Consider the following 20,375-nt stretch of genomic DNA (forward strand, 5'->3'; position numbering starts at 1 on the left):
ATGAAATTCACGACGCCAGCCGGGACCAATCCGATCGACCGCCTGAAGGTGGTCGGCCGCCCGACCGACCGTATCGACGGTCCGCTGAAGACGACCGGCACCGCGCCCTATGCCTATGAACAGAACAAGGCGATTCCGGATGCCGCCTACGGCTATGTGGTGGGCGCCGGCATCGCCAAGGGCCGCATCGTGGCCATGGACCTGTCGGCGGCGAAGCGCGCCCCGGGCGTGATCGCCATCGTCACGGCGGAGAATGCCGGCAGGCTGGGCAAGGGCAAGTTCAACACCGCGGTCCTGCTGGGCGGGCCGGAGATCGAGCACTACCACCAGGCGGTGGCGCTGGTGGTGGCCGAGACCTTCGAGCAGGCGCGCGCCGCCGCCGCCCTGGTGAAGGTCGAGTATGCGAAGACCAAGGGCGAGTACGACCTGGCCAGGGCCAAGGACGGCGCCGGCCTCGCGAAGAAGGAAGACAAGCCCGAGACCCGCACCGGCGACTTCAAGGGCGCCTGGGCCGCGGCCCCGGTCAAGCTGGACGCCATCTACACCACCCCCGACCAGTCGCACGCGATGATGGAGCCGCATGCCTCGATCGCGAAATGGGAAGGCGACAAGCTGACCATCTTCACCTCGAACCAGATGGTCAACTGGGGCATGAAGGACATGGCCAGGACCCTCGGCATCGACGAGGAGAACGTGCACCTGGTCTCGCCCTACGTGGGCGGTGGCTTCGGCGGCAAGCTGTTCCTGCGTTCCGAAGCCCTGCTGGCGGCGCTCGGCGCGAAGGCGGCGAAGCGGCCGGTGAAGGTGACCCTGCAGCGCGCCATCATGTTCAACAATACGACCCACCGGCCGGCCACCATCCAGCGCATCCGCATCGGCTGCACGCGCGAAGGCCGCATCACGGCGATCGCCCACGAGAGCTGGTCGGGCGACCTGCCGGACGGGAAGCCGGAAACCGCGGTGCAGCAGACCCGCCTGCTGTATGCGGGCCCGAACCGCTACACGGCCTTGCGCCTGGCGACCCTGGACCTGCCGGAAGCGAACGCGATGCGCGCGCCGGGCGAGGCGCCGGGCATGATGGCGCTCGAGATCGCGATCGACGAGATGGCGGAGAAGCTGAAGATGGATCCGGTGACCTTCAGGATCATCAACGACACCAGCGTCGATCCGGAAAAGCGAGAGCGCAAATTCTCGCAGCGCCGGCTGGTCGACTGTCTGCGCCAGGGCGCCGAACGCTTCGGCTGGAACAAGCGCAATCCGGTGCCGGGCCAGGTGCGCGACGGCCGCTGGCTGGTCGGCCATGGCATGGCCGCGGCCTTCCGCAATAACCTGGTGATGCGCTCGGCGGCGCGGGTGCGCCTGGAGCGCGACGGCCAGGTGACCGTGGAAACCGACATGACCGACATCGGCACCGGCAGCTACACCATCATCGCCCAGACCGCGGCCGAGATGATGGGCCTGCCGCTGGAACAGGTGGTGGTGCGGCTGGGCGACTCGAACTACCCGGTGTCCGCCGGTTCGGGCGGGCAGTGGGGCGGCAACAGCTCGACCGCCGGCGTCTACGCGGCCTGCGTGCGCCTGCGCGAACTGGTGGCGCAGAAGCTGGGCCTGGATCCGGCCGGTGCCGAATTTGCCGACGGCATGGTGTCGGCCGGCGGAAAGCGCTTCCCGCTGCGCCAGGCGGCCGAGGGCGGCGAGCTGAATGCCGAGGACAAGATGGAGTATGGTGAGCTCGACAAGAAATACCAGCAATCCACCTTCGGCGCCCACTTCGTCGAGGTCGGGGTCGACGCCGTCACCGGCGAGACGCGGGTGCGGCGCATGCTGGCCGTGTGCGCGGCCGGCCGCATCCTGAATCCGAAGTCGGCGCGCAGCCAGGTGATCGGTGCGATGACGATGGGCGTGGGCGCGGCCCTGATGGAAGAACTGGTGGTCGACCAGCGCATCGGTTGTTTCATCAACCACGACCTCGCCATGTACGAGGTGCCGGTGCATGCCGACATCCCGCACCAGGAAGTCGTCTTCCTCGACGAGACCGATCCGGTTTCCTCGCCGATGAAGGCCAAGGGCGTGGGCGAACTGGGSATCTGCGGSGTCGGCGCGGCGGTSGCCAATGCSATCTACAACGCCACCGGSGTGCGGGTACGTGATTATCCTGTCACCCTCGACAAGCTGTTGCCGAAATTGCCTTCCGTGGCGTAGCTGCAACCGGCAGAAGGGAGAATCGCGATCCTGTGATTTTTGGAGAGCTTCTTTAGGGGTAGCGGTAGTAGTATGACGAGCGTCAACCTACCGGAGCCCGAATGCCATGCTGACAGTCGAAACCCTGGAACGTCCCGAAGCGGCGGCCGACGAATGGCTGCGCCTGGGCGTGCGCATCGTCGTCACCGGACGTGGCAGCGCGAATTCCCAGACCGTGCTGCAGCAGGTGCTGGCCCTGTTCTGGCCGGTGGCCGAACTCTACGATTTCTACACGACGCCGTATCCGCGCCTGCCGGATGCCACCGTGCTGCGGATCGCCTTCGACCTGCCGGCCGGCTACGAGTCGGGCGTGAGCGGCATCGTGCAATCCATCGGCGGCTCCGGCTGGACCGTCGACATCTACGAAGACGGCGAGCAGGCCGCCTGCTGGAAGCCGGAAGGCGGCGCCGTGCGGCCGCTGTGCGAGCATTTCCATTCGGCCGAGATCAACCTGATCCCGTCCTCCCACCTGGCGGAATTCCGCAAGTCGGCGGCGCCGCGCCTGCTCCAGTAAGCCGATCAGGCGGGACGTTCGGCCAGTGGCGGCGCCGGCAGGCAGCCCAGTCCCGCCAGCGTCGCCTCCACCGCCTGGTCCAGCGGCGTGTGCGCTTCCTTGCCAAGCACCGCCAGCAGCTTCGTATTGTCCATCCTGACCGGCTGTTGCCACAGGTAGCGCATCTCCAGCAGCTCGCGCATGGTGGCGTGGAAGGGCGCGGCGATATGCGCCAGCCACCACGGGAACGCGGCGATGCGCGGCGGCCTTCCTCCCGCGCGCACGACCGCGCCCACCACTGCCTGCGCCATGCCGGTGCCGTCTTCATCCCAATGCCCGCCCATGTGGAAGGACGCGAAGGATTCAAGGCGTTCACGCCGGCCGATCAGTTCCACCATCGCCGCGGCCACATCCGGCAGGTAGGCCCACTGGTGGCCTGCGCCGAACCGCGCCGGATTCAGGATGCGGGTGACGGGGCGGCCGGCTGAGACCATGCCTTGCGCGAACCAGTTGTTGCCGGCGCATGGGCCGAAGTAATCGCCGGCGCGCAGCACCAGCGCCCGTCCGCCGCGGGCGCAGAAATCGCGCAGCTCCGCCTCCATCCGCACCCGGATCGCGCCCTTGCGCGTGGCCGGGTGCTGGGGCGCGTCTTCCGTCAGCAGCGGAAACGCGTCTTCACCGTAGTTGTAGACCGTTCCCGGGAGCACGACCAGCGCGCCGCCGGCTTGCGCCGCGGCGATCGTATTCGCCAGCATGGGCAGCACCAGCTTGTCCCAGTCGCGGTAGCCGGGCGGATTGACGGCATGGACGATGACGGCGCAGCCGGCCGCAGCGCGCAACACGTCCGCCGCCTTCAGCGCATCGCCACCGATCCAGTCCAGGCCATCGGCGCCGCGCCCTTCCCGGGCCAGGCCGCGTTTCAGCGCCTTGACCGTCCAGCCTTCCGCGCGCAGCTGGCGCGCCGCTTCTCCGCCGATGCCGCCGCCAGCCCCCAGTACCAATGCCGTCTTTCCGCCTTCCATATGCCCTCCCGTCGTGCCGTTCGCTTGAAGATGCGGCACAGTGTGCGTGATCGCCGGGGTAAATGGAATTGCATGAGATGGCATATCCGGTATACATTTATGCATGACTCCGACCATCGAATGGGAGCTCTACCGCTCCTTCCTCGGCGTGTTGCGTACCGGCTCGCTGTCCGGCGCCGCGCGCCTGCTGGGCGTGGCGCAGCCGACCGTGGGCCGTCACATCGCGGCGCTCGAGGCGGCGCTCGGCCTGGTCCTGTTCACCCGCTCGCAGACCGGGTTGCTGGCAACCGACGCCGCCCAGGCCCTGCGCCCGCATGCCGAAGCGATGCAGAGCACGGCCGCCGCGCTGGAGCGGGCGGCGGCCGGCTTCGGCGACGGCGTGCGCGGCGTGGTGCGGGTGACGGCCAGCGAAGTGATCGGTGTCGAGGTGCTGCCGCCGATCCTGGGCGCCTTGCGCGAGCGCTATCCGGCGCTGAAGGTGGAGCTGGTGTTGTCCAACGAGATGCAGGACCTGCTGCAGCGCGAAGCCGACATCGCCATCCGCATGGCGCCGCCGCACCAGGACCAGCTGGTGGCGCGGCGCATCGGCACGATCGAACTGGGCCTGCACGCCAGTCCTGCCTACCTGGCGCGGCACGGCAGCCCGGTAAGCCTGGACGATCTTGCCGGCCATACGGTGATCGGCTTCGACCGGATGACGCCCTTCGTGCGGCAGGCGCTCGCGCGGCTGCCCGGCATCGGGCGCGAGCTGTTCTCGCTGCGCACCGACAGCGACCTGGCCCAGCTGGCGCTGATCCGGGCCGGGGCCGGCATCGGCGTCTGCCAGGCGCCGCTGGCGAGGCGTACTCCCTCGCTGGTGCGGCTGTTGCCGGACGCGCTGGCGCTGCCGCTGGACACCTGGGTGGCGATGCACGAGGATTTGCGCGGCAGTCCACGCTGCAAGGCCGCCTTCGACGCCCTGGCCGAGGGCCTGCTGGACTATGTCAGGGGCGCTTGAAACGGCGCCGGCGCGACAGGCCGAGCATCAGCAGGCCGAGGCCTGTCAGCGGCAGCGCGCCTGGTAGCGGCACCAGGCTGACCTGGCCTTCGATGACGTCGTTCTGGCAGGTCTCGCCCCAGTGCATGGCCAGCGAGGAGTACTTCAGCAGGTCGGACGAGGAGGCGAGGGTGATGGTGAACTTGAGTTCCTTGTTCGCGGTCACGGTCCAGTTGCCGGTCATGCCGGTGTAGGACACGTTCGGGTTGCTCTTGGTGTTGACGGCGGTCGCCTGGCCGTTGCGGTAGACGCAGTTGCTGCCCCGGTAGCAGTTCATGAAGTAGTCGGAGTCGAGCACGTTGGCGTCGTTGGTCTTGCCGTTCAACTGGTACAGCTTGAAGCTCCCGCCGCTGTTGCTGAAGCGGTCGTCCAGCGCGAAGCCGTAGGACCACAGGGTGCCGTTATTGTCGTTGTCCTTGACGTGGTTGGCGTCGCTGCCGTAGGGGTTCCAGGTCTGGGCCAGGAACAGGTCGCCGTAGCCGATGCCGCCGGGGACGATGTTCGAGTCCATGCCGGCGTGGCCGGCGAAGCTGGTCGCGATCGCGATGGTCAGCACATTCCCCACCCGGGAAATAGTGGCGCCCTGGATGTCGTAGGTGCTGCCGCCGATGACGTCGCCGTAGCCGTGGCTGTCCGATCCCCAATAGGCGTTGACGCCGGTATCGCTGATGCCGCCGGCGTGGGCGTTCATGGCAGCGGCGAGCGCGATGGCGCCGAGGACGAGCTTGAGCAGGCTTTTCACGGATCCCCCAGTGGTCTTGTTGTCACTATTTTTTAAGCAGAAATCATGCCACAAATAAACATGCCTTGTAAATCAGGCATTTAACTTTGGGTCGGTTTGTGCGATCTACGCAACTGTAAAACTTCCCGTCACCAGCGCCTCGCTGAAAGGAGTTCGATTAGGAAATTTTTCTTGCCTGCCCGTTGATGGCACCGCGACAATACGTTTTTGATCTCGAACGGTGTCGACGATGCCTGCTTTCCTCAGCACTTCCAGACTGCTGTGCACCTTGGTGCTGCCCATCCTCCTGGCCGCCTGCCAGAGCGAGTCGGGCGCCGAGCTGCGCGCCAGGGCCAGGCAGTTCCGCCAGCACGGCGACCAGCGCAGCGCAGTGATCACGCTGAAGAACGCGGTGGCGGCGGAACCCGGCAACGCCGAGACCCGCTATCTGCTTGCCGCCACCTATCTCGAGACGGGCGACGGCATGACGGCGGAGAAGGAGGCGCGCCAGGCCTTGAACCTGGGCTATGCCAAGGAGGCGGCGCTGGCGCTGCTGGCGAAGTCGCTCACGCTGCAGGCCGAATTCCAGAAGGCGCTGGACGACACCGGCAAGGACGGTGACGCCGCCGGCGGGCTGCTGGCGGCGCGCGCCGACGCCTGGCTGGCCCTCGACAAGCAGGATCGTGCGCGAGCGCTCTACGAAAGGGCGCTGCAGGCGCGGCCCTTCGATGCCGCCGCCATGATCGGCATGGGCCGGCTGGCCTACCTGAACGGCGATCCGGACGGCGCCGGTGCCTGGGCCGAACGCATCCTGGCGCGCGAACCCGCGCAGATCGACGCCCTGATGTTCAAGGCCGAGCTGTTGCGCGCCGGGGACCAGGGCCGGCGGGCGCTCGACATCTACGACCAGGTGTTGACGCTGCAGCCCCAGCATCGTTCGGCCCACGTCGAGAAGGCCTATACCGCGATCGGCCTGGGACGCTACGACATGGCCCAGGCCGAGCTGGACGCCGCGCTCAAGCTGGCGCCGGGCAGCGTGCTGGTGGCCTATACCCAGGGTCTGCTCGACTATTCGCGGGGGCGCACCCAGGCCGCCCACGATGCGCTGCTGAAGGTGTTGCGGGTCGCGCCGGAACACATGCCCAGCGTGCTGCTGGCCGGCGTCGTGAATTACCGGCTCGGCTCCTACTACCTGGCCGAGCACCACTTCCGCCACTACCTGGAGCGCAATCCCGACAATCTGTACGCGCGCAAGATGCTGGCATCGAGCCTGCTCGGCAGCGGCCATAGCCAGGAAGCGCGCGAAGCGCTGGAACCGATGCTGCTCACGCCCCAGGCCAGCGGCTTCGGCGACGCCCAGCTGCTGGCGCTGGCCGGCGAATCGTCGATGCGCGCGCGCGACTTCGCCAGGGCCGCCGACATGTTCGAGAAGGCGAGCGAACTCGATCCGGGTTCGAGCAGCCTGCGCACCTCGCTCGGCCTGTCCAGGCTGGAGAAAGGCGACACCGCGCGCGCCCTGCGCGAGCTGCAGGCCGCGGTCGAGCTGGACCGCGCCTCGCTCGACGCGGCGGTGACCCTGATCCGCACCGAACTGCGGCTGCGCCAGTTCGACGCCGCCGGCCAGGCGGTGCAGGCCCTCGAAAGGGTGAAGCCGAACGAACCGGTCGTCCAGGAACTCAAGGGATTGGTGGCGATCGCCCGCCATGACCCCGGCGCGGCGCGCGCCTCGCTGCAGCGCGCGCTGGTTCTCGATCCGGCATATTTTGCGGCCGCGGCCGACCTGGCCCAGCTGGCGCTGGACGAGAAGCACCCCGGCCTGGCGCGCACCCTCATGCTCGACTTCCAGGCCAGGAACCCGGCCAGCGTGCCGGCGCTGACCATGCTGGCCTCGCTGGCCGACGCCACCGGCAGGCAGGACGAGGCGACGCGCTGGCTGGAGCAGGCCGCCGCCGTCGACCCCAACGCGGTCGGCCCGGCCGTCAACCTGATCGGCCAGTACCTGCGCACCGGCCGACAGGAGAAGGCACTGAACCTGGCGCGCACGCTGCAGGTCGGACACCCGGACAATCCCGACCTGCTCGACCTGCTAGGCAAGAGCCAGCTCGCGAACGGCGAACGAAGCGAGGCGCTGGAGACCTACCGCAAGCTGTCCTTGGCGCTGCCGCGTTCGGCCCAGGCGCTGATGCAGGTGGCGGCCCTATCGCTGGTGCAGAACCTGCCGGCGCAGGCCGAGGACGCGCTGAAGGGTGTGCTGGCGATCCAGCCCGACTTTCCGTCGGCCCAGGTCGCGCTGGCCGAAATCTATGTGCGCAAGGGGTCGCGCGACCTTGCGCTGCTGGTCGCCGACCAGCTCCAGCGCCGCCATCCGGAAGCCGCGGCCGGCTACCAGCTGCAGGGCGACATCCTGATGTCCAAGCGCCAGTCTGCCGAGGCGCTGGCGCTGTACGAACGCGCCTTCCAGCTCAAGCCGGGCACCGAGCTGGCGATCAAGATCGACGATGCGCTGCGCCAGTCCGGCCGCGTCCCGGAAGCCGGCGGCCGACTCGAACGCTGGCTGGCGGCCCACCCGGACGACGTGCGCGCGCTGGCCTACAAGGCCCAGACCCTGATGGCCGCGGGCGAGTTCCGGCAGGCGGCCGGCCAGCTGGAGGCGGTGCTGAAGCGCCAGCCGGACAACCCGGTCGTCCTCAACAACCTGGCGCTGGCCTACCAGGAACTGGGCGACACCCGCGCCCAGGCCACCGCCGAAGCGGCCTACCTGCGCGCCGGCGAACAGCCGGACGTGATGGACACCCTGGCCTGGATCCTGGTCGAGAACGGCGCCGGCAGCGCGGAGCGTGAGCGCGGCCTGGCGCTGCTGCGCAAGGCCCACCTGCTTGCGCCGAAGGCCCGCGACGTCCGCTACCATCTGGCGGCGGCCCTGGCGAAGACCGGCGACCGTGCCGCCGCGCGCAAGGAGCTGGAAGCGCTGGCGGCCGGCGACATGCGCTTCGCCCAGGCCGCGCAGGTGCGCGGGCTGCTGGCGGCGCTGCGGCGCGACTGACGACCGGAGGCCCCATGACCTGGCAAACCACCCTCGAATTCAAGACCGCCGGACGCGGCACCCGCGACATCACCGCCGCCGGGTGACCGTGCTGGGCGGCTGAGTTATAGTTGAGGCAATGTATCCGGTGGAGAGATGGATGAGGTGGACATCAGTGTCCTCGGCGGCCGACGGCCATGGCAACGAGGATCATGTGGCGGTATTCGAGCGGGACGAGGTGACCGATATCGTGGTGCTGGACGGCGCCAGTTCGGTGGCGCAGCAAGACTATATCGACAGTGAGAACGGCGACGTCGCCTGGTTCGTGCGCCGCTTCGGCGCGGCCTTCGGCAGGGCGTTGACGGGGCGCGGGTCGCAGGAGCAGGTGGTGCGCGCGGCGCTGGACGAGGTCCGCGCCGAATTTCATGCGCGTACCGACGGCGTGGCGGTGCCGGTGTATGCCTGGCCGATCGCGGCCATGACCTGGATCCGCATCATGCCGGGACGCGGCGCCTCCGAACTGATCCTCTACTGCCTGGGCGACTGCAAGACCCTGCTGTTGCGCCCGGACGGCGGCGTGCAGGACCTCGATCCCTATGTGAACCCGCAGGAGGCGGTGGTCCAGGATGCCGTCGCCGCGCTGGCGCGCGAAGGCGTGCTGGACCCGGCGGCGCGGCGCGAGCGCCTGCTGCCCATGCTCAGGCGCCGCCGCGAGGAACAGAACACGGCCTTGCAGCCGCCCGGGCTGTGCCTGGAACCCGCCGGACCGTTTGCCGCGCGCCGCCATGCGCTGCGCGCCGAACCGGGGTCCATGCTGCTGGCCATGACCGACGGTTTCTACCGCCTGTCCGACACCTATGCGCTGTACACCGACGCCGGCCTGGCCCGCGCCTGCGCGCGCGACGGCCTCGAGACGCTGCTGGCCGAATTGCGTGCCCACGAGCGCAGCGGCGGCGCCGGCACCGGGCTGGCGGTCAAGCAGGCCGACGACGCCTCGGCCGTGGCCTGGCGTTGCTGATCGTCTTTTCAACGAGGAGGAAGCCATGAGTGAAGCAGGGCAGCAGGAACTGATCGAACGCTACCTGGCGGCATATAACGCCTTCGACATCGAGGCCATGCTGGCCCAGCTCGAGCCCGGCATCCGCTTCGAGAATTTTTCGGGCGGCCAGCTCACCGCCGAGAGCAGCGGCATCGCGGCCTTCCGCCAGCTCGCCGAGCAGTCGAAAGGCCTGTTTTCGGAACGCGAGCAGCGCGTGACCGGCATGGTGCGCGAGGGCGAGCTGCTGGTGGTGGAGATCGCCTGGCGCGGCCGGCTGGCGGCCGACGTTCCCGGCGGTCCGCCCGCCGGCACCCTGCTCGAAATGAAGGGCCGCTCCGAGTTCGCCTTCGGCGCGTCCGGCATCGCCAGGATCGTCGACCGCAGCTGACCCGCCGGGTTGCGCTAGCCGGTGCGCGGCGCGCGCTGGCGCAGTACCGCCAGCAGCTGGCCGGCGTCCACCGGCTTGACGAAATGGTGGTCGAAGCCGGCCTCGTGCGAGAGTTCGCGGTCGCCCTGCTGGCCGTAGCCGGTCAGGGCGACATATAGGGCGCCGCGGCAGCCCGGCTGGGCGCGCAGGCGCCGCGCCAGCTCGTAACCGTCCATGCCCGGCATACCGATGTCGAGGATGAAGGCGTCCGGGGCGGCGGCCGGCGCCGCCGCCAGCGCGCTGCGGGGATCGCTGAAGCTCTCGACCCGGTGGCCCGCGGCCGCCAGCAGGGCGGCCAGTATGGTGACGGCATCGACGTTGTCGTCCACCAGCATCAGCGACAGCGGTGCGCCGGCGGCCGACGCCGCGCCATCCTCGCCGCCGTCGTGGCCGGCGGCGGCGCTGGCCGCCAGCGGCACTTCGACCGTGAAGCAGCTGCCCTGGCCCGGACCGCCGCTGTGGGCGTGGATCCTGCCGCCGTGGGCCAGCACGATGGTGCGCRCCAGCGCCAGGCCCAGGCCGAGGCCGCCCTGGGCGCGGTCGGGCGTACGCGTGCCCTGGGTGAACAGGTCGAACACCTGCGGCAGCAGGGCCGCGTCGATGCCGCTGCCGTTGTCGCTCACCAGGACCCGCGCGTGGCCGCCGCTCACATCGAGCGTCACGCCGATGCGGCCGCCGGCCGCCGTGTACTTGGCGGCGTTAGCCAGCAGGTTGGCGAACACCTGGATCAGGCGCGCGCGGTCGCCGAGCACCAGCACCGGGGCGCCGTCCGCGCCTAGCGCCAGCGACAGGTCGTGGCGGCGCGCTTCGATCAGCGGATTCGCCTGTTCGGCCGCGCTCAGGATCGCGCTGCGCAGGTCGATTTCCGCTTTTTCGTACTGCACCATGCCGCGGGTGACCCGCGAGACGTCCAGCAAGTCGTTCACCAGTGAGGTCATGTGGTTGACCTGGCGCCCGATCACCTCGGCGAAGTTGCGTACCTTGGCCGGGTCGGCGGGGGCGATGCGCAGCACCTGGGCGGCGGCGCTGATCGGCGCCAGCGGATTGCGCAGCTCGTGGGCCAGCATCGCCAGGAATTCGTCCTTGCGCCGGTTGGCGTCTTGCAGGGCATCCTCGGCCAGCTTCTTTTCGTGGATGTCGGTATCGGTGCCCAGCCACTTGACGATGCCGCCGCCGGCGCCGCGCAGCGGCAGCGCGCGCGCCAGGATCCAGCGGAATTCGCCGCTGTGGTGGCGCAGCCGGTAGGTCATCTCGTAGGGCTCGCCGCGTGCCACGCTGCGGGCCCAGATCTCGCGGCCGGCCTGGCGGTCGTCCGGGTGCAGTGCCGCGTCGGCCCACATCATGCCTTCGGCGCCGCCCCGGCGCAGGCCGACGAAGTCGTAGAACCGGTCGTTGTGGTAATCGATGCTGCCGTCCGGCAGGGCGGTCCAGACCATCTGCGGCATTGCGTTGGTGATGGTGCGGAAGCGCTGCCTTTCCTCTTCGGCCTCGCGCGCCGCTTCCAGCGCGCGCCGCTCGCTTGCCAGCAGCTCGTCCTCGAACTGCTTGCGCTCGGTGACGTCGCGGGTGGTGCCGGCCACCGCCTCGACCTCGCCGTCCGGACCCAGCACCGGCACGAAGATGTAGTCGTACATGCGGCGCCCGAAAGTACCGTTGAAGGGCACTTCGCCGCGGATCGGGCGCTTGGTGGCCTTGACCTCTTCGATCTCGCGGTCGTGCATGGCGGCGTGCCAGTCCGGGTAGCCCAGCTCGAGGCAATTCTTGCCGATCGCCTCATCCCAGGACCTGCCCCACATCTGCAGCAGCACGGCGTTGGCATACACGAAGCGGTGCTGCAGGTCGAACACATAGACGAGGTCGGGCGTGGCGGACAGGATCGCCTCGTACAGGCGGTCGCGGCGATCGTTGTCGCGTTCGCGCAGGTGGCGCTGCACGATCAGCGCCGCCAGGTCGGCGAAATAGGCGATGTCGTCGCCCAGGCCGGGTTCGGGCGAGCACGGCGCACGGTGATAGAAGGCGATCGTGCCGATCACCCCGCCGCCGGGCGCGTGCAGCGGGTAGGACCAGCAGGCCCGGATGCCGTGGGCATTTGCCAGCTGAAGCCAGGGCGCCATGCGCGGCTCGGCCGCGATGTCGGGCACGATCACGGACTCGCGCAGGTGGGCGGCGCGGCCGCAGGTGGCTTCCTGGATACCGATCGGGATGCGCGCGAGGGCGGCGCTGAGGGCTGCGTCCATGCCGATCGACGCCCCCAGCGTCAGTTCACCGCTGCCTGGTTCGGCCACATGGATCGTCGCCATGGTCGCTTCGCCGGTCAGCCGGCAGGCCGCCTGCAGCAGGCTGGCGAGCAGGCTGTCGAACGGGGCGCCGCGGACGGCGAGGGCCAGCACGTCCTTCACGCTTTCGAGGTTCAAGCGGTCCTGCGTATTGCCCATCGTCGCTCCGGCACTCGCGTCGATGAGTCGCCGACGCGTTAAAAGAAATGCATGCTAGCGCAGGATGATTGAGGGCAAGGTTCGGTTGAGCGATCCTGCACGAAATCGCTGTTGTGACGGGGAGACAGGGCTGTATGCGCTGAAACAATGCATATGGATATAGCAATCCATTCGTGTCGCGGGTTCCGGAGCGCGCGTATTATCATTAAGGATACTCAAACGCACATGAAAGGGATTCCATGACCACCGATAAAGGCTTTCGCCTCTCCCGTCTTTCGCAGCAGAAACAGCGCGCCCGCCGGGTCCGCATCGGCGTGGTGCTGGTGCTGTGCGCCCTCCCGGTAGCCATGGCGCTGGCCAAGTCGGGCCTCGGCCTGGTGCAATCCGCGCCGCTCTGACAGAACCAGGCCACAACAACATTACGGGGAAGCGGACATGCGCGCACGCCACGGAAAATTCGGCACCCGGGACGAGGGCATTGTGGCAAGAGACCTGCGCCGGGTGCTGCTGGGCACCGGCGCGATCCTGCTGGTGCCGCTGGTGGCGATGCGCTTCACCGCAGAGGTGAACTGGGGCGTGCTGGACTTCGCCGTCGCCGGCGTGCTGCTGGCCGGCATCGGCAGCCTCTACGTCCTGCTGACCCTTAAGCTTCGAACCGCCACGCAACGCCGCGCCATCGGCGGCGGCCTGCTGCTGACCCTGATGCTGGTCTGGGCCGAACTCGCGGTCGGCATCTTCGGCAGCCCGATCGCGGGCAGCTGAGCGGGCAGCCGAGCCACCCGCACTCCTCCGTTCTATGCCGCCGGCTGCGCGCCGAAGCCGATCGCCAGGCGGTTCCAGCTGTTGATGGCCCCGATGGCAAGGCTCAGGTCGACCATCTCGCGCTCGGTGAACTGTTCCCGCAGCGCCGCATAATCCGCATCCAGCGCCGGCTGTTCCGACAACCGGGTCAGGGCTTCGGTCCAGGCCAGGGCGGCGCGTTCGCGCGGACTGAAGAAGGGCGTCTCGCGCCACACGGCCACCGCGTACAAACGGCGTTCGCTTTCGCCGGCCTTGCGCGCATCGGCGGCATGCATGTCGACGCAGTATCCGCAACCGTTGATCTGGGAAGCGCGCAGCTTGACCAGTTCGAGCAGGCTGTGTTCGAGCCCGGACTCGCGGACATAGTTCTCGACGCCCAGCAGGGCTTTGTAGGCGGACGGCGAGGCTTTGTAAAAATCGAGGCGTTGCATGGTGTACTCCTTCAGTTTGGTTGGCTTACACTCCTTAGTCGAAGCGGTCGCGCCGTTTGTGACAGTTTTTTTTGCTGTCACAAACCTGCGGCCCGTACCGTCTAATGATCATGGACACGACAATCGACATTTTCCAGGGCCTGCGCCCGCGCCTGTTCGGCATCGCCTACCGCATGCTGGGCGTGCGCGCGGACGCCGAGGACATCGTGCAGGAAGCCTGGCTGCGCTGGCAGCACGGCGGCGTCGACGCCGCCCGGATTCCGGAAGCCTGGCTGGTGACGGTGGTGACCCGCCTGGCCATCGACCGCCTGCGCGGCGCCATGCTCGAGCGCGAGCGCTATGTCGGCCCCTGGCTGCCGGAACCGCTGGTCGAAGACAGCGCCGAGTCGCCCGAGGCCGCGCTGGAAGCGGCCGGCGATATCTCGACCGCCTTCCTGCTGATGCTGGAGCGCCTCGGCCCCGAGGAGCGCGCCGTGTTCCTGCTGCACCAGGTATTCGACTTCGGCTATGACGAGGTCGCGGCGATGGTCGGCAAGACCGAGGCGGCCTGCCGCAAGATCCTGCAGCGGGCGCGCGAGCGGGTGCGCGCGGAGCGTCCGCGCTTCGCGGTCGGGCGCGAGCAGCACCTGGCGCTGCTGGCCAGGTTCGTCGAGGCCTCGCGCTCGGGCGAGGCGGCACGCGTGCAGGAACTGCTGACCGAGGATGTGAGCTATATGGGCGACGGCGGCGGCAAGGCCAAGACCACGGTGCGCGCCGTGCTGGGCGCCGACCGCGTGGCGCGCCTGGTGGTGGGCATCGAACGCAAGTGGACGGACCGCGGCCACCACCAGCTGATCGAAGTGAACGGCGCCCCGGGGCTGCTGACCTGGCGCGACGGCCAGCCGGATTCGGTCACCTCGCTGGAGATCCGCGATGGCCGCATCGCCGGCATCTACGTGGTGCGCAACCCGGACAAGCTGGGCTCCCTGCCGAAGCTGGCAGGGCGGCCTCAGTCGTCGTAACTGCTCTCGCGCACGATCAGCTGCACGGGCAGGGTCTGTTCGGCGTTCTGCTTGTCCAGCAGCAGGGCGACCCCGGCGGCGCCCAGGGCTTCCTTGTCGATCGCGATGCTGGACAGCGGCGGGATCGCCTGGGCGGCGGCGCTGATGTCGTCGAAGCCGACGATGGCGATGTCGGACGGCACCTTGAGGCCGGCGTCCAGGCAGGTCTGCATCGCCGTCAGGGCCGCGCTGTCGTTGTAGCAGAACAGGGCGTCGGGGCGCGGCTTCATGGCCAGCAGCTTCAGCATGGCCTGGCGCACGCCCTCGGCCGGGTCGGCGCAGCCGGGCACGTGGACTTCGAGTTCCGGATCGGCCAGCATGCGGGCCTCGAACAGGGCCTTGCGGTAGCCGCGCTCGCGCTGGTGGATGCTGTAGTGGGCCAGCGAGCCGGCGATCATGGCGATGCGGCGGCGGCCGGTGCGGATCAGGTGGCGAGTGGCCAGGTAGCCGCCCAGGTGGTGGTCGGGATTGACGGAAGTGAAGCCGGGCAGGTGCATGTCGACCAGCACCAGGGGCTTGCCGCTGTCGCGCAGCACCGCCACCAGCTCCGGTTCGAAGTAGCCGGCGCACAGGATGGCGTCCGGCTGCTGGGCGCGCACCAGCTCGGCCACCGCTTCGCCCGGGTGAACGACGTAGAAGGACAGGGCCACGCCGGCGCGCCGGCAAGCCTGTTCGGCGCCCTGCAGCACCGGCGAGTAGAAGGGGCTGGACGACAGGGTGTTGTGCTGCTCGTGTAGTAAAAAGGCGATGCGCCGGATCGCGCCCAGGCGCAGGCGGTTGAAGTCGTAACCCAGCTCGCGCGCGGCGGACAGGATCCGCGCGCGAGTCGGTTCGCCCAGGCCGGGCTGGTTCTTCAGGGCGCGCGACACCGTGCCGATCGAGCAGCCGGTGAGGTGCGCCAGATCGCGGACGGTGACGGTCATCAGCGTTTCTCCGAAGGATCCTGCGAGAAGGAGTAGGGCGCATCGGCGGCGGCCGTGCCGCGGCGCTGGTTCGGCTTGTCCGACATGCGGAACTCCAGCTGGGCGCCGTGCATCAGCTCATCGTGGCCGATCCAGTTGCGGCTGACCGGCTTGCCGTCGATGCTGAGGGCATCCACGTAGCGCCGCGTATCGCTGTTGCCGGGCGCCTTGATGCTCACCTTGCGGCCGTTCTCCAGGTGCAGCACGGCTTCCGGGAACAGCGGCGCGCCCAGCGCGTACTGCGGGCTGCTCGGCGTGACCGGATAGAAGCCGAGGGCGGAGAACACGTACCAGGCCGAGGTCTGGCCATTGTCTTCGTCGCCGCAATAGCCGTCCGGCGTCGCGCGGTACAGGCGGTTCATCACTTCGCGCGCCCAGTACTGGGTCTTCCAGGGGGCGCCGGCATAGTCGTACAGGTAGATCATGTGCTGGATCGGCTGGTTGCCGTGGGCGTACTGGCCCATGCCGGCAATCTGCATCTCGCGGATTTCGTGGATCACCTGGCCATAATAGCTGTCATCGAACACGGGCGGCATGGTCCACACCGCATCGAGCTTGTTGACGAAGGCCTGGCGTCCGCCCATCAGTTCGATCAGGCCGGCGACGTCGTGGAACACCGACCAGGTGTAATGCCAGCTGTTCCCCTCGGTGAAGGCATCGCCCCACTTGAAGGGATTGAAGGGCGCCTGGAAGCTGCCGTCCTTGTTCTTGCCGCGCATCAGGCCGGTTTCCGGATCGAAGAGCTTGCGGTAGTTGCGGGCCCGCTCCGCATACACGGCGATCTCGGACTGCGGCTTGCCGAGCGCCTTGCCGAGCTGGTAGATGGCGAAGTCGTCGTAGGCGTATTCGAGGGTGCGGGCGGCGTTTTCCTTGATGCCGGAATCGTAGGGCACGTAGCCGAGGCGCTTGTAGTCCTCGACGCCGGCGCGGCCGACGGCTTCCATCGGTCCGGCGTTGTTGGCGCCGTGGACCAGGGCCTGCCACAGGGTCTCGATGTCGTAGCCGCGCAGGCCCTTGAGCCAGGCTTCCGCCACCACCGAGGCCGAGTTATTGCCGACCATGACGTTGGCATAGCCGGGGCTCGACCATTCGGGCAGCCAGCCGCCTTCCTTGAAGTCGTTCGCCAGGCCTTCCTGCATCTCGCGGTTGACCGACGGGTACATCAGGTTGAGGAAGGGGTAGAGGGCGCGGAAGGTGTCCCAGAAGCCGGTGCCGGCGAACATCCGGCCCGGCAGCACCTGGCCGTTGTAGGGACTCCAGTGGACCGGCTTGCCGGCTTCGTCGAGTTCGTACAGCTTGTTCGGGAACTGCACCATGCGGTACAGGCTCGAATAGAAGGTGCGCTGCTGGTCGAGGCTGGCGCCCTTGATCTCGACCCGGCCCAGCACCTCGTTCCAGCGCTTCGCGGCCTTGGCGCGGGTGGCCTCGAAATCGTCGTTGCCGATCTCGCGCGCCAGGTTGCGCTCGGCCTGTTCCAGGCTGATGAAGGAGGAGGCCACGCGCATGCCGACCTTTTCGCCGTCGGCGGTCGCAAAGCCGACGATGGCGCCGGCATGGTCGACCTTCGCTTCCTGCGCGCCGGCGAGGATCTTGTCGCCGTCCCACACTTCGCCGCTCTTGAAGGGCTTGTCGAACTGGATCACGAACCAGTTGCGGAAGTTGGTGAGCGGCTTGCCCGCGTGGCGGGTCGAGTAGCCGACGATCTTGCGCTCGCCAGGGATCAGTTTTACGTAGGAGCCCTTGTCGAGGGCGTCGATCACCACCCAGGCCTGCTCGGCCTTCGGGAAGGTGAAGCGGAACTGGGCGGCGCGCTCGGTGGGCGTGAGCTCGGCGGTGACGTCGCTGTCGGCCAGGTAGACGCGGTAGTAGTCGGGCTTGGCCAGCTCCGCCTTGTGCGAGAACCAGCTGGCGCGGTCGTCTTCCTTGAAGCGCTTGGCGCCGGTCACCGGCATGATGGCGAACTGGCCGTAGTCGTTCATCCAGGGCGAAGGCTGGTGGGTCTGCTTGAAGCCGCGGATGCGGTCGGCCGTATAGGTATAGGCCCAGCCATTGCCCATCTTGCCGGTCTGCGGCGTCCAGTAGTTCATGCCCCAGGGGATGCCGACCGAGGGATAGGTATTCCCGTTCGAGAGTTCGGGCTTGCTGTCGGTGCCCATCAGCGGGTTCACATGGTCGAGCGGGGCGGCCTGGACGTGGAAGCTGGCGATGGCAGCCAGGCCGAGTGCGGCGGCGAAGAGAGTCGGTTTCATTGGTAGGCCGTTTGCGTGTAGGGGCGGGCGGTTTTGTCCTTGCCCCAGTTGGTGTTCGGGGTCGGCTGCATGGTGAATACCAGCTCGCCGCCCGCCAGGATGTCTTCGTGGCGCAGATAGCTGCGCGCCAGCGCCTTGCCGTTCAGGGTGACGCTGCCGACGTAGCCGTTGGCGTCCGACAGGTTCACGGCGCGCACCGTGAACTGCCTGCCGTTCGGCAGGTTCAGCGTGGCCTTCTCGACGAAGGGACGGCCGATCACGTACTCGTTGGTCCCCGGCGCCACCGGATAGAAGCCCATCGCCGTGAAGGCCAGCCAGGCCGAGGTCTGGCCCAGGTCGTCGTTGCCGGCCAGGCCATCCGGCGCATCCTTGTACTGGCTGGCCACGATCTGGGCCAGGCGCCCCTGGGTCTTCCACGGTGCGCCGGCATAGTTGTACAGGTAGGCCACGTGGTGCGAAGGCTCGTTGCCGTGGGCGTAGTGGCCGATCAGGCCGGAGATGTCTTCCATGTGGGCGTAGACGTTGGCATCGACCCTGGCGTCGAACACCTGGTCGATCTTGCTGACCAGGCCGGCGTCGCCGCCGAGGAACTTCACCAGGCCCGCGTTATCGTGGGGCATGTACCAGGAATACTGCCAGGCGCTGCCCTCGGTATAGTCGCTGCCGAAGTTCGACTGCACCGGATCGAAGGGGGTGCGGAACTCGCCGGTCGACTTGCGGGCGCGGACGAAGCCGGTCTTCGGATCGAACACATTGCGCCAGTTCTGGGCCCGCTTGTAATAGCGTTCGGCCACGTCCTTCTTGCCCATCTTCTCGGCCATGCGCGCGATGGTCCAGTCGTCGAAGGCGTATTCGACGGTCTTCGAGGCCGCCTCCGGTTCGAGGTCGATCGGCACGTAGCCGTATTTCATGTAGTGCTGCAGGCCGCCGTAGGGACCGTATTCCGCGCTGGCGGTCATCGCCCGCAGCGCCTGTTCCGGATCGAAGCCGCGGATGCCCTTCATGTAGGCGTCGGCGATCACCGGCACSGCGTGGTAGCCGATCATGCACCAGGTTTCGAGTCCGGCGAACTGCCACACCGGCAGGATCCCGTAGGGGCTGGCCTGCTGGGAGGCGATCAGGGAGCGCACGAAGTCGGCGTTGCGCTGTTCCGGCTGGATCAGGGTCAGCAGCGGATGCAGGGCGCGGTAGGTGTCCCACAGCGAGAAGGTGGAGTGGAAGCGGAAACCGTCCGCCTGGTGGACCTGGTTGTCCGGCCCGCGGTAGGCTCCACTGCGGTCCATGAAGAGGCTCGGCGCCAGCAGGCTGTGATACAGGCTCGTATAGACCATGCGCTTCATCGGCTGCGGCGCCTCGATGTCGACGGCGCCGAGGGCCTGCTCCCAGGCTGCGCTGGCGTTCGCGCGTTCCTTGTCGAAGTCCCAGTCCGGCATCTCGTCCAGGTTGGCCAGGGCGCCATCCTCGCTGACGGCGGAGACGGCCACCTTCACCAGCAGCGGAGCGTCGCCGAGCTTGCCGAAGTCGAGCGCCGCCTCGAGCGCCTTGCCCTCGACCAGGATTTTGTCAAGCGGGGTCTTGCCGGGCGAAGCGAAGCCGCGGTACTCGACGCCTTCCTCGCGATTCATCAGTTGGTGCGACTGGAGCGGGCGCGAGAAGCGGATCGCGAAATACAGCTGGCGGCCCGGTGCCCAGCCGCGCGTCTCGCGCATGCCGGTGATCGTGTCCTGCCCGCGCAGGCGCAGGCGCGACCACAGGTTCTTGCCGGACCAGTCGTAGATGCTGCTGCGCAGGTCGAGCACGACCCGGGCGTCCGCTCCCGGCTTGAAGCGGTAGCGGTGCAGACCGACCCGCTCGCTGGCCGTGAGTTCGACGTCGACCTCATTGTCGAGCAGTTTGACCGCGTAGTAGCCCGGCTCCGCATGCTCGTCCTTGTGCGAGAAGCGCGAGCGGTAGCCGCTGAAGGGGCGTTCCGGATAGCCGGGCTCCAGTTTCAGCTCGCCGCTGGTGGGCATCAGCAGTACGTCGCCGAGGTCGGAGTGGCCGGCGCCGGAAAAGTGGGTATGCGAGAAGCCGAGGATGGAGTCGTCTTCGTAGCGGTAGCCGGCGGCCCAGGGATAGCTCTGCTTGAAGTGGCGGACCTGGGTGTCGGGGCTCAACTGGATCATGCCGAACGGCCGCGTGGCGCCGGGGAAGGTGTGGCCGTCGCCGCCGGTGCCGACGAAGACGTTGACCTCCGCCACCCGGCTGCCGGGCGCCGCGGCCCCCGCGACGCCGGCGCATAGCAGGCCGGCCGCCAGTGAAATGGCGGAGAGAGAAATGCGCTTGCCCATCGTGTCTCCTTGCTGTTATTCCGGAAACATAGCCCGATTTTTTTCGGTCAGCAACAAGCGCACGATGCCGGGCCTCCTGTTTATAGCGTTTACTAAACAAATGTCGTGCAGACGCCATGCCACCGT

General features: G+C 68.2%; 17 protein-coding genes. 9 read left to right on the forward strand and 8 right to left on the reverse strand.

Annotated elements, in window-relative coordinates; genetic code table 11:
* Both paoC and AC1DIX_RS02105 read left to right on the forward strand, forming a co-directional pair.
* The gene (gene paoC, locus AC1DIX_RS02100; RefSeq protein ID WP_477321624.1) at positions 1-2,202 is read left to right on the forward strand and encodes an aldehyde oxidoreductase molybdenum-binding subunit PaoC; all 2,202 of its coding nucleotides are present in this window, start codon (positions 1-3) and stop codon (positions 2,200-2,202) included.
* A 106-nt stretch (positions 2,203-2,308) separates the two neighbouring features.
* On the forward strand, positions 2,309-2,755 hold the full coding sequence (locus AC1DIX_RS02105) for a hypothetical protein (protein WP_442124554.1): 447 nt from the start codon (positions 2,309-2,311) through the stop codon (positions 2,753-2,755).
* A 5-nt stretch (positions 2,756-2,760) separates the two neighbouring features.
* Here AC1DIX_RS02105 and AC1DIX_RS02110 read toward each other — a convergent pair whose 3' ends face one another.
* On the reverse strand, positions 2,761-3,756 hold the full coding sequence (locus AC1DIX_RS02110) for an NAD-dependent epimerase/dehydratase family protein (protein ID WP_477321626.1): 996 nt from the start codon (positions 3,754-3,756) through the stop codon (positions 2,761-2,763).
* 103 nt (positions 3,757-3,859) lie between these two features.
* Here AC1DIX_RS02110 and AC1DIX_RS02115 point away from each other — a divergent pair, with 103 nt between their 5' ends.
* On the forward strand, positions 3,860-4,753 hold the full coding sequence (locus AC1DIX_RS02115; protein ID WP_477321628.1) for a LysR family transcriptional regulator: 894 nt from the start codon (positions 3,860-3,862) through the stop codon (positions 4,751-4,753).
* Here AC1DIX_RS02115 and AC1DIX_RS02120 read toward each other — a convergent pair.
* Together AC1DIX_RS02120 and AC1DIX_RS02125 are read right to left on the reverse strand one after the other, a co-directional pair.
* A complete protein-coding gene (locus AC1DIX_RS02120; protein WP_442124557.1) occupies positions 4,740-5,534 on the reverse strand; it encodes a hypothetical protein in 795 nt (264 codons plus the stop codon). The genes AC1DIX_RS02115 and AC1DIX_RS02120 overlap by 14 nt on opposite strands.
* Before the next feature lie 105 nt (positions 5,535-5,639).
* The gene (locus tag AC1DIX_RS02125; protein WP_477321631.1) at positions 5,640-5,816 is read right to left on the reverse strand and encodes a hypothetical protein; all 177 of its coding nucleotides are present in this window, start codon (positions 5,814-5,816) and stop codon (positions 5,640-5,642) included.
* Here AC1DIX_RS02125 and prsT point away from each other — a divergent pair.
* The 3 genes from prsT to AC1DIX_RS02140 all read left to right on the forward strand — a co-directional run bounded on the left by prsT (position 5,806) and on the right by AC1DIX_RS02140 (position 9,962).
* Complete coding sequence (prsT, locus tag AC1DIX_RS02130; protein ID WP_477321633.1) at positions 5,806-8,556, forward strand: XrtA/PEP-CTERM system TPR-repeat protein PrsT; 2,751 nt, start codon at positions 5,806-5,808, stop codon at positions 8,554-8,556. The two genes, AC1DIX_RS02125 and prsT, sit on opposite strands and share 11 nt — an antisense overlap.
* A 139-nt stretch (positions 8,557-8,695) precedes the next feature.
* Positions 8,696-9,553, forward strand: coding sequence for a protein phosphatase 2C domain-containing protein (locus AC1DIX_RS02135; protein ID WP_477321635.1), 858 nt, complete (start codon positions 8,696-8,698; stop codon positions 9,551-9,553).
* A 25-nt stretch (positions 9,554-9,578) separates the two neighbouring features.
* Entirely contained in the window at positions 9,579-9,962 is a 384-nt protein-coding gene (locus AC1DIX_RS02140) for a nuclear transport factor 2 family protein (RefSeq protein ID WP_477321637.1), read from the forward strand.
* A gap of 14 nt (positions 9,963-9,976) precedes the next feature.
* On the opposite strand, the gene AC1DIX_RS02145 is transcribed toward AC1DIX_RS02140, so the two are convergent.
* Positions 9,977-12,436 carry a PAS domain S-box protein gene (locus tag AC1DIX_RS02145; RefSeq protein ID WP_477321639.1) on the reverse strand — a complete coding sequence of 820 codons (2,460 nt, stop codon included), beginning with the start codon at positions 12,434-12,436 and terminating at the stop codon, positions 9,977-9,979.
* A gap of 239 nt (positions 12,437-12,675) precedes the next feature.
* Here AC1DIX_RS02145 and AC1DIX_RS02150 point away from each other — a divergent pair, with 239 nt between their 5' ends.
* A complete protein-coding gene (locus AC1DIX_RS02150; RefSeq protein ID WP_442124560.1) occupies positions 12,676-12,834 on the forward strand; it encodes a hypothetical protein in 159 nt (52 codons plus the stop codon).
* A gap of 37 nt (positions 12,835-12,871) precedes the next feature.
* The gene (locus AC1DIX_RS02155; protein WP_477321641.1) at positions 12,872-13,198 is read left to right on the forward strand and encodes a hypothetical protein; all 327 of its coding nucleotides are present in this window, start codon (positions 12,872-12,874) and stop codon (positions 13,196-13,198) included.
* Between the two features lie 32 nt (positions 13,199-13,230).
* Here the strand turns inward: AC1DIX_RS02155 and AC1DIX_RS02160 are convergent, their stop codons facing one another.
* On the reverse strand, positions 13,231-13,668 hold the full coding sequence (locus tag AC1DIX_RS02160; protein WP_477321646.1) for a carboxymuconolactone decarboxylase family protein: 438 nt from the start codon (positions 13,666-13,668) through the stop codon (positions 13,231-13,233).
* A gap of 110 nt (positions 13,669-13,778) precedes the next feature.
* Here AC1DIX_RS02160 and sigJ point away from each other — a divergent pair, with 110 nt between their 5' ends.
* Entirely contained in the window at positions 13,779-14,669 is an 891-nt protein-coding gene (gene sigJ / locus AC1DIX_RS02165) for an RNA polymerase sigma factor SigJ (RefSeq protein WP_477321648.1), read from the forward strand.
* Here the strand turns inward: sigJ and AC1DIX_RS02170 are convergent.
* Genes AC1DIX_RS02170 through AC1DIX_RS02180 form a run of 3 tightly spaced genes read right to left on the reverse strand, consistent with a single transcriptional unit; the run spans position 14,657 to position 20,249 of the window.
* A complete protein-coding gene (locus AC1DIX_RS02170) occupies positions 14,657-15,631 on the reverse strand; it encodes a LacI family DNA-binding transcriptional regulator (protein WP_442124564.1) in 975 nt (324 codons plus the stop codon). The genes sigJ and AC1DIX_RS02170 overlap by 13 nt on opposite strands.
* Positions 15,631-17,919: a GH92 family glycosyl hydrolase gene (locus AC1DIX_RS02175; RefSeq protein WP_477321650.1), complete on the reverse strand. Its 2,289-nt coding sequence runs from the start codon at positions 17,917-17,919 to the stop codon at positions 15,631-15,633. The genes AC1DIX_RS02170 and AC1DIX_RS02175 overlap by 1 nt, the downstream gene beginning before the upstream one ends.
* Positions 17,916-20,249: a GH92 family glycosyl hydrolase gene (locus AC1DIX_RS02180; protein ID WP_477321652.1), complete on the reverse strand. Its 2,334-nt coding sequence runs from the start codon at positions 20,247-20,249 to the stop codon at positions 17,916-17,918. Before AC1DIX_RS02180 ends, AC1DIX_RS02175 begins: the two co-directional genes overlap by 4 nt.
* Between the last annotated feature and the right edge of the window lie 126 nt (positions 20,250-20,375).

This window comes from Massilia sp. 05N420, assembly GCF_056397205.1.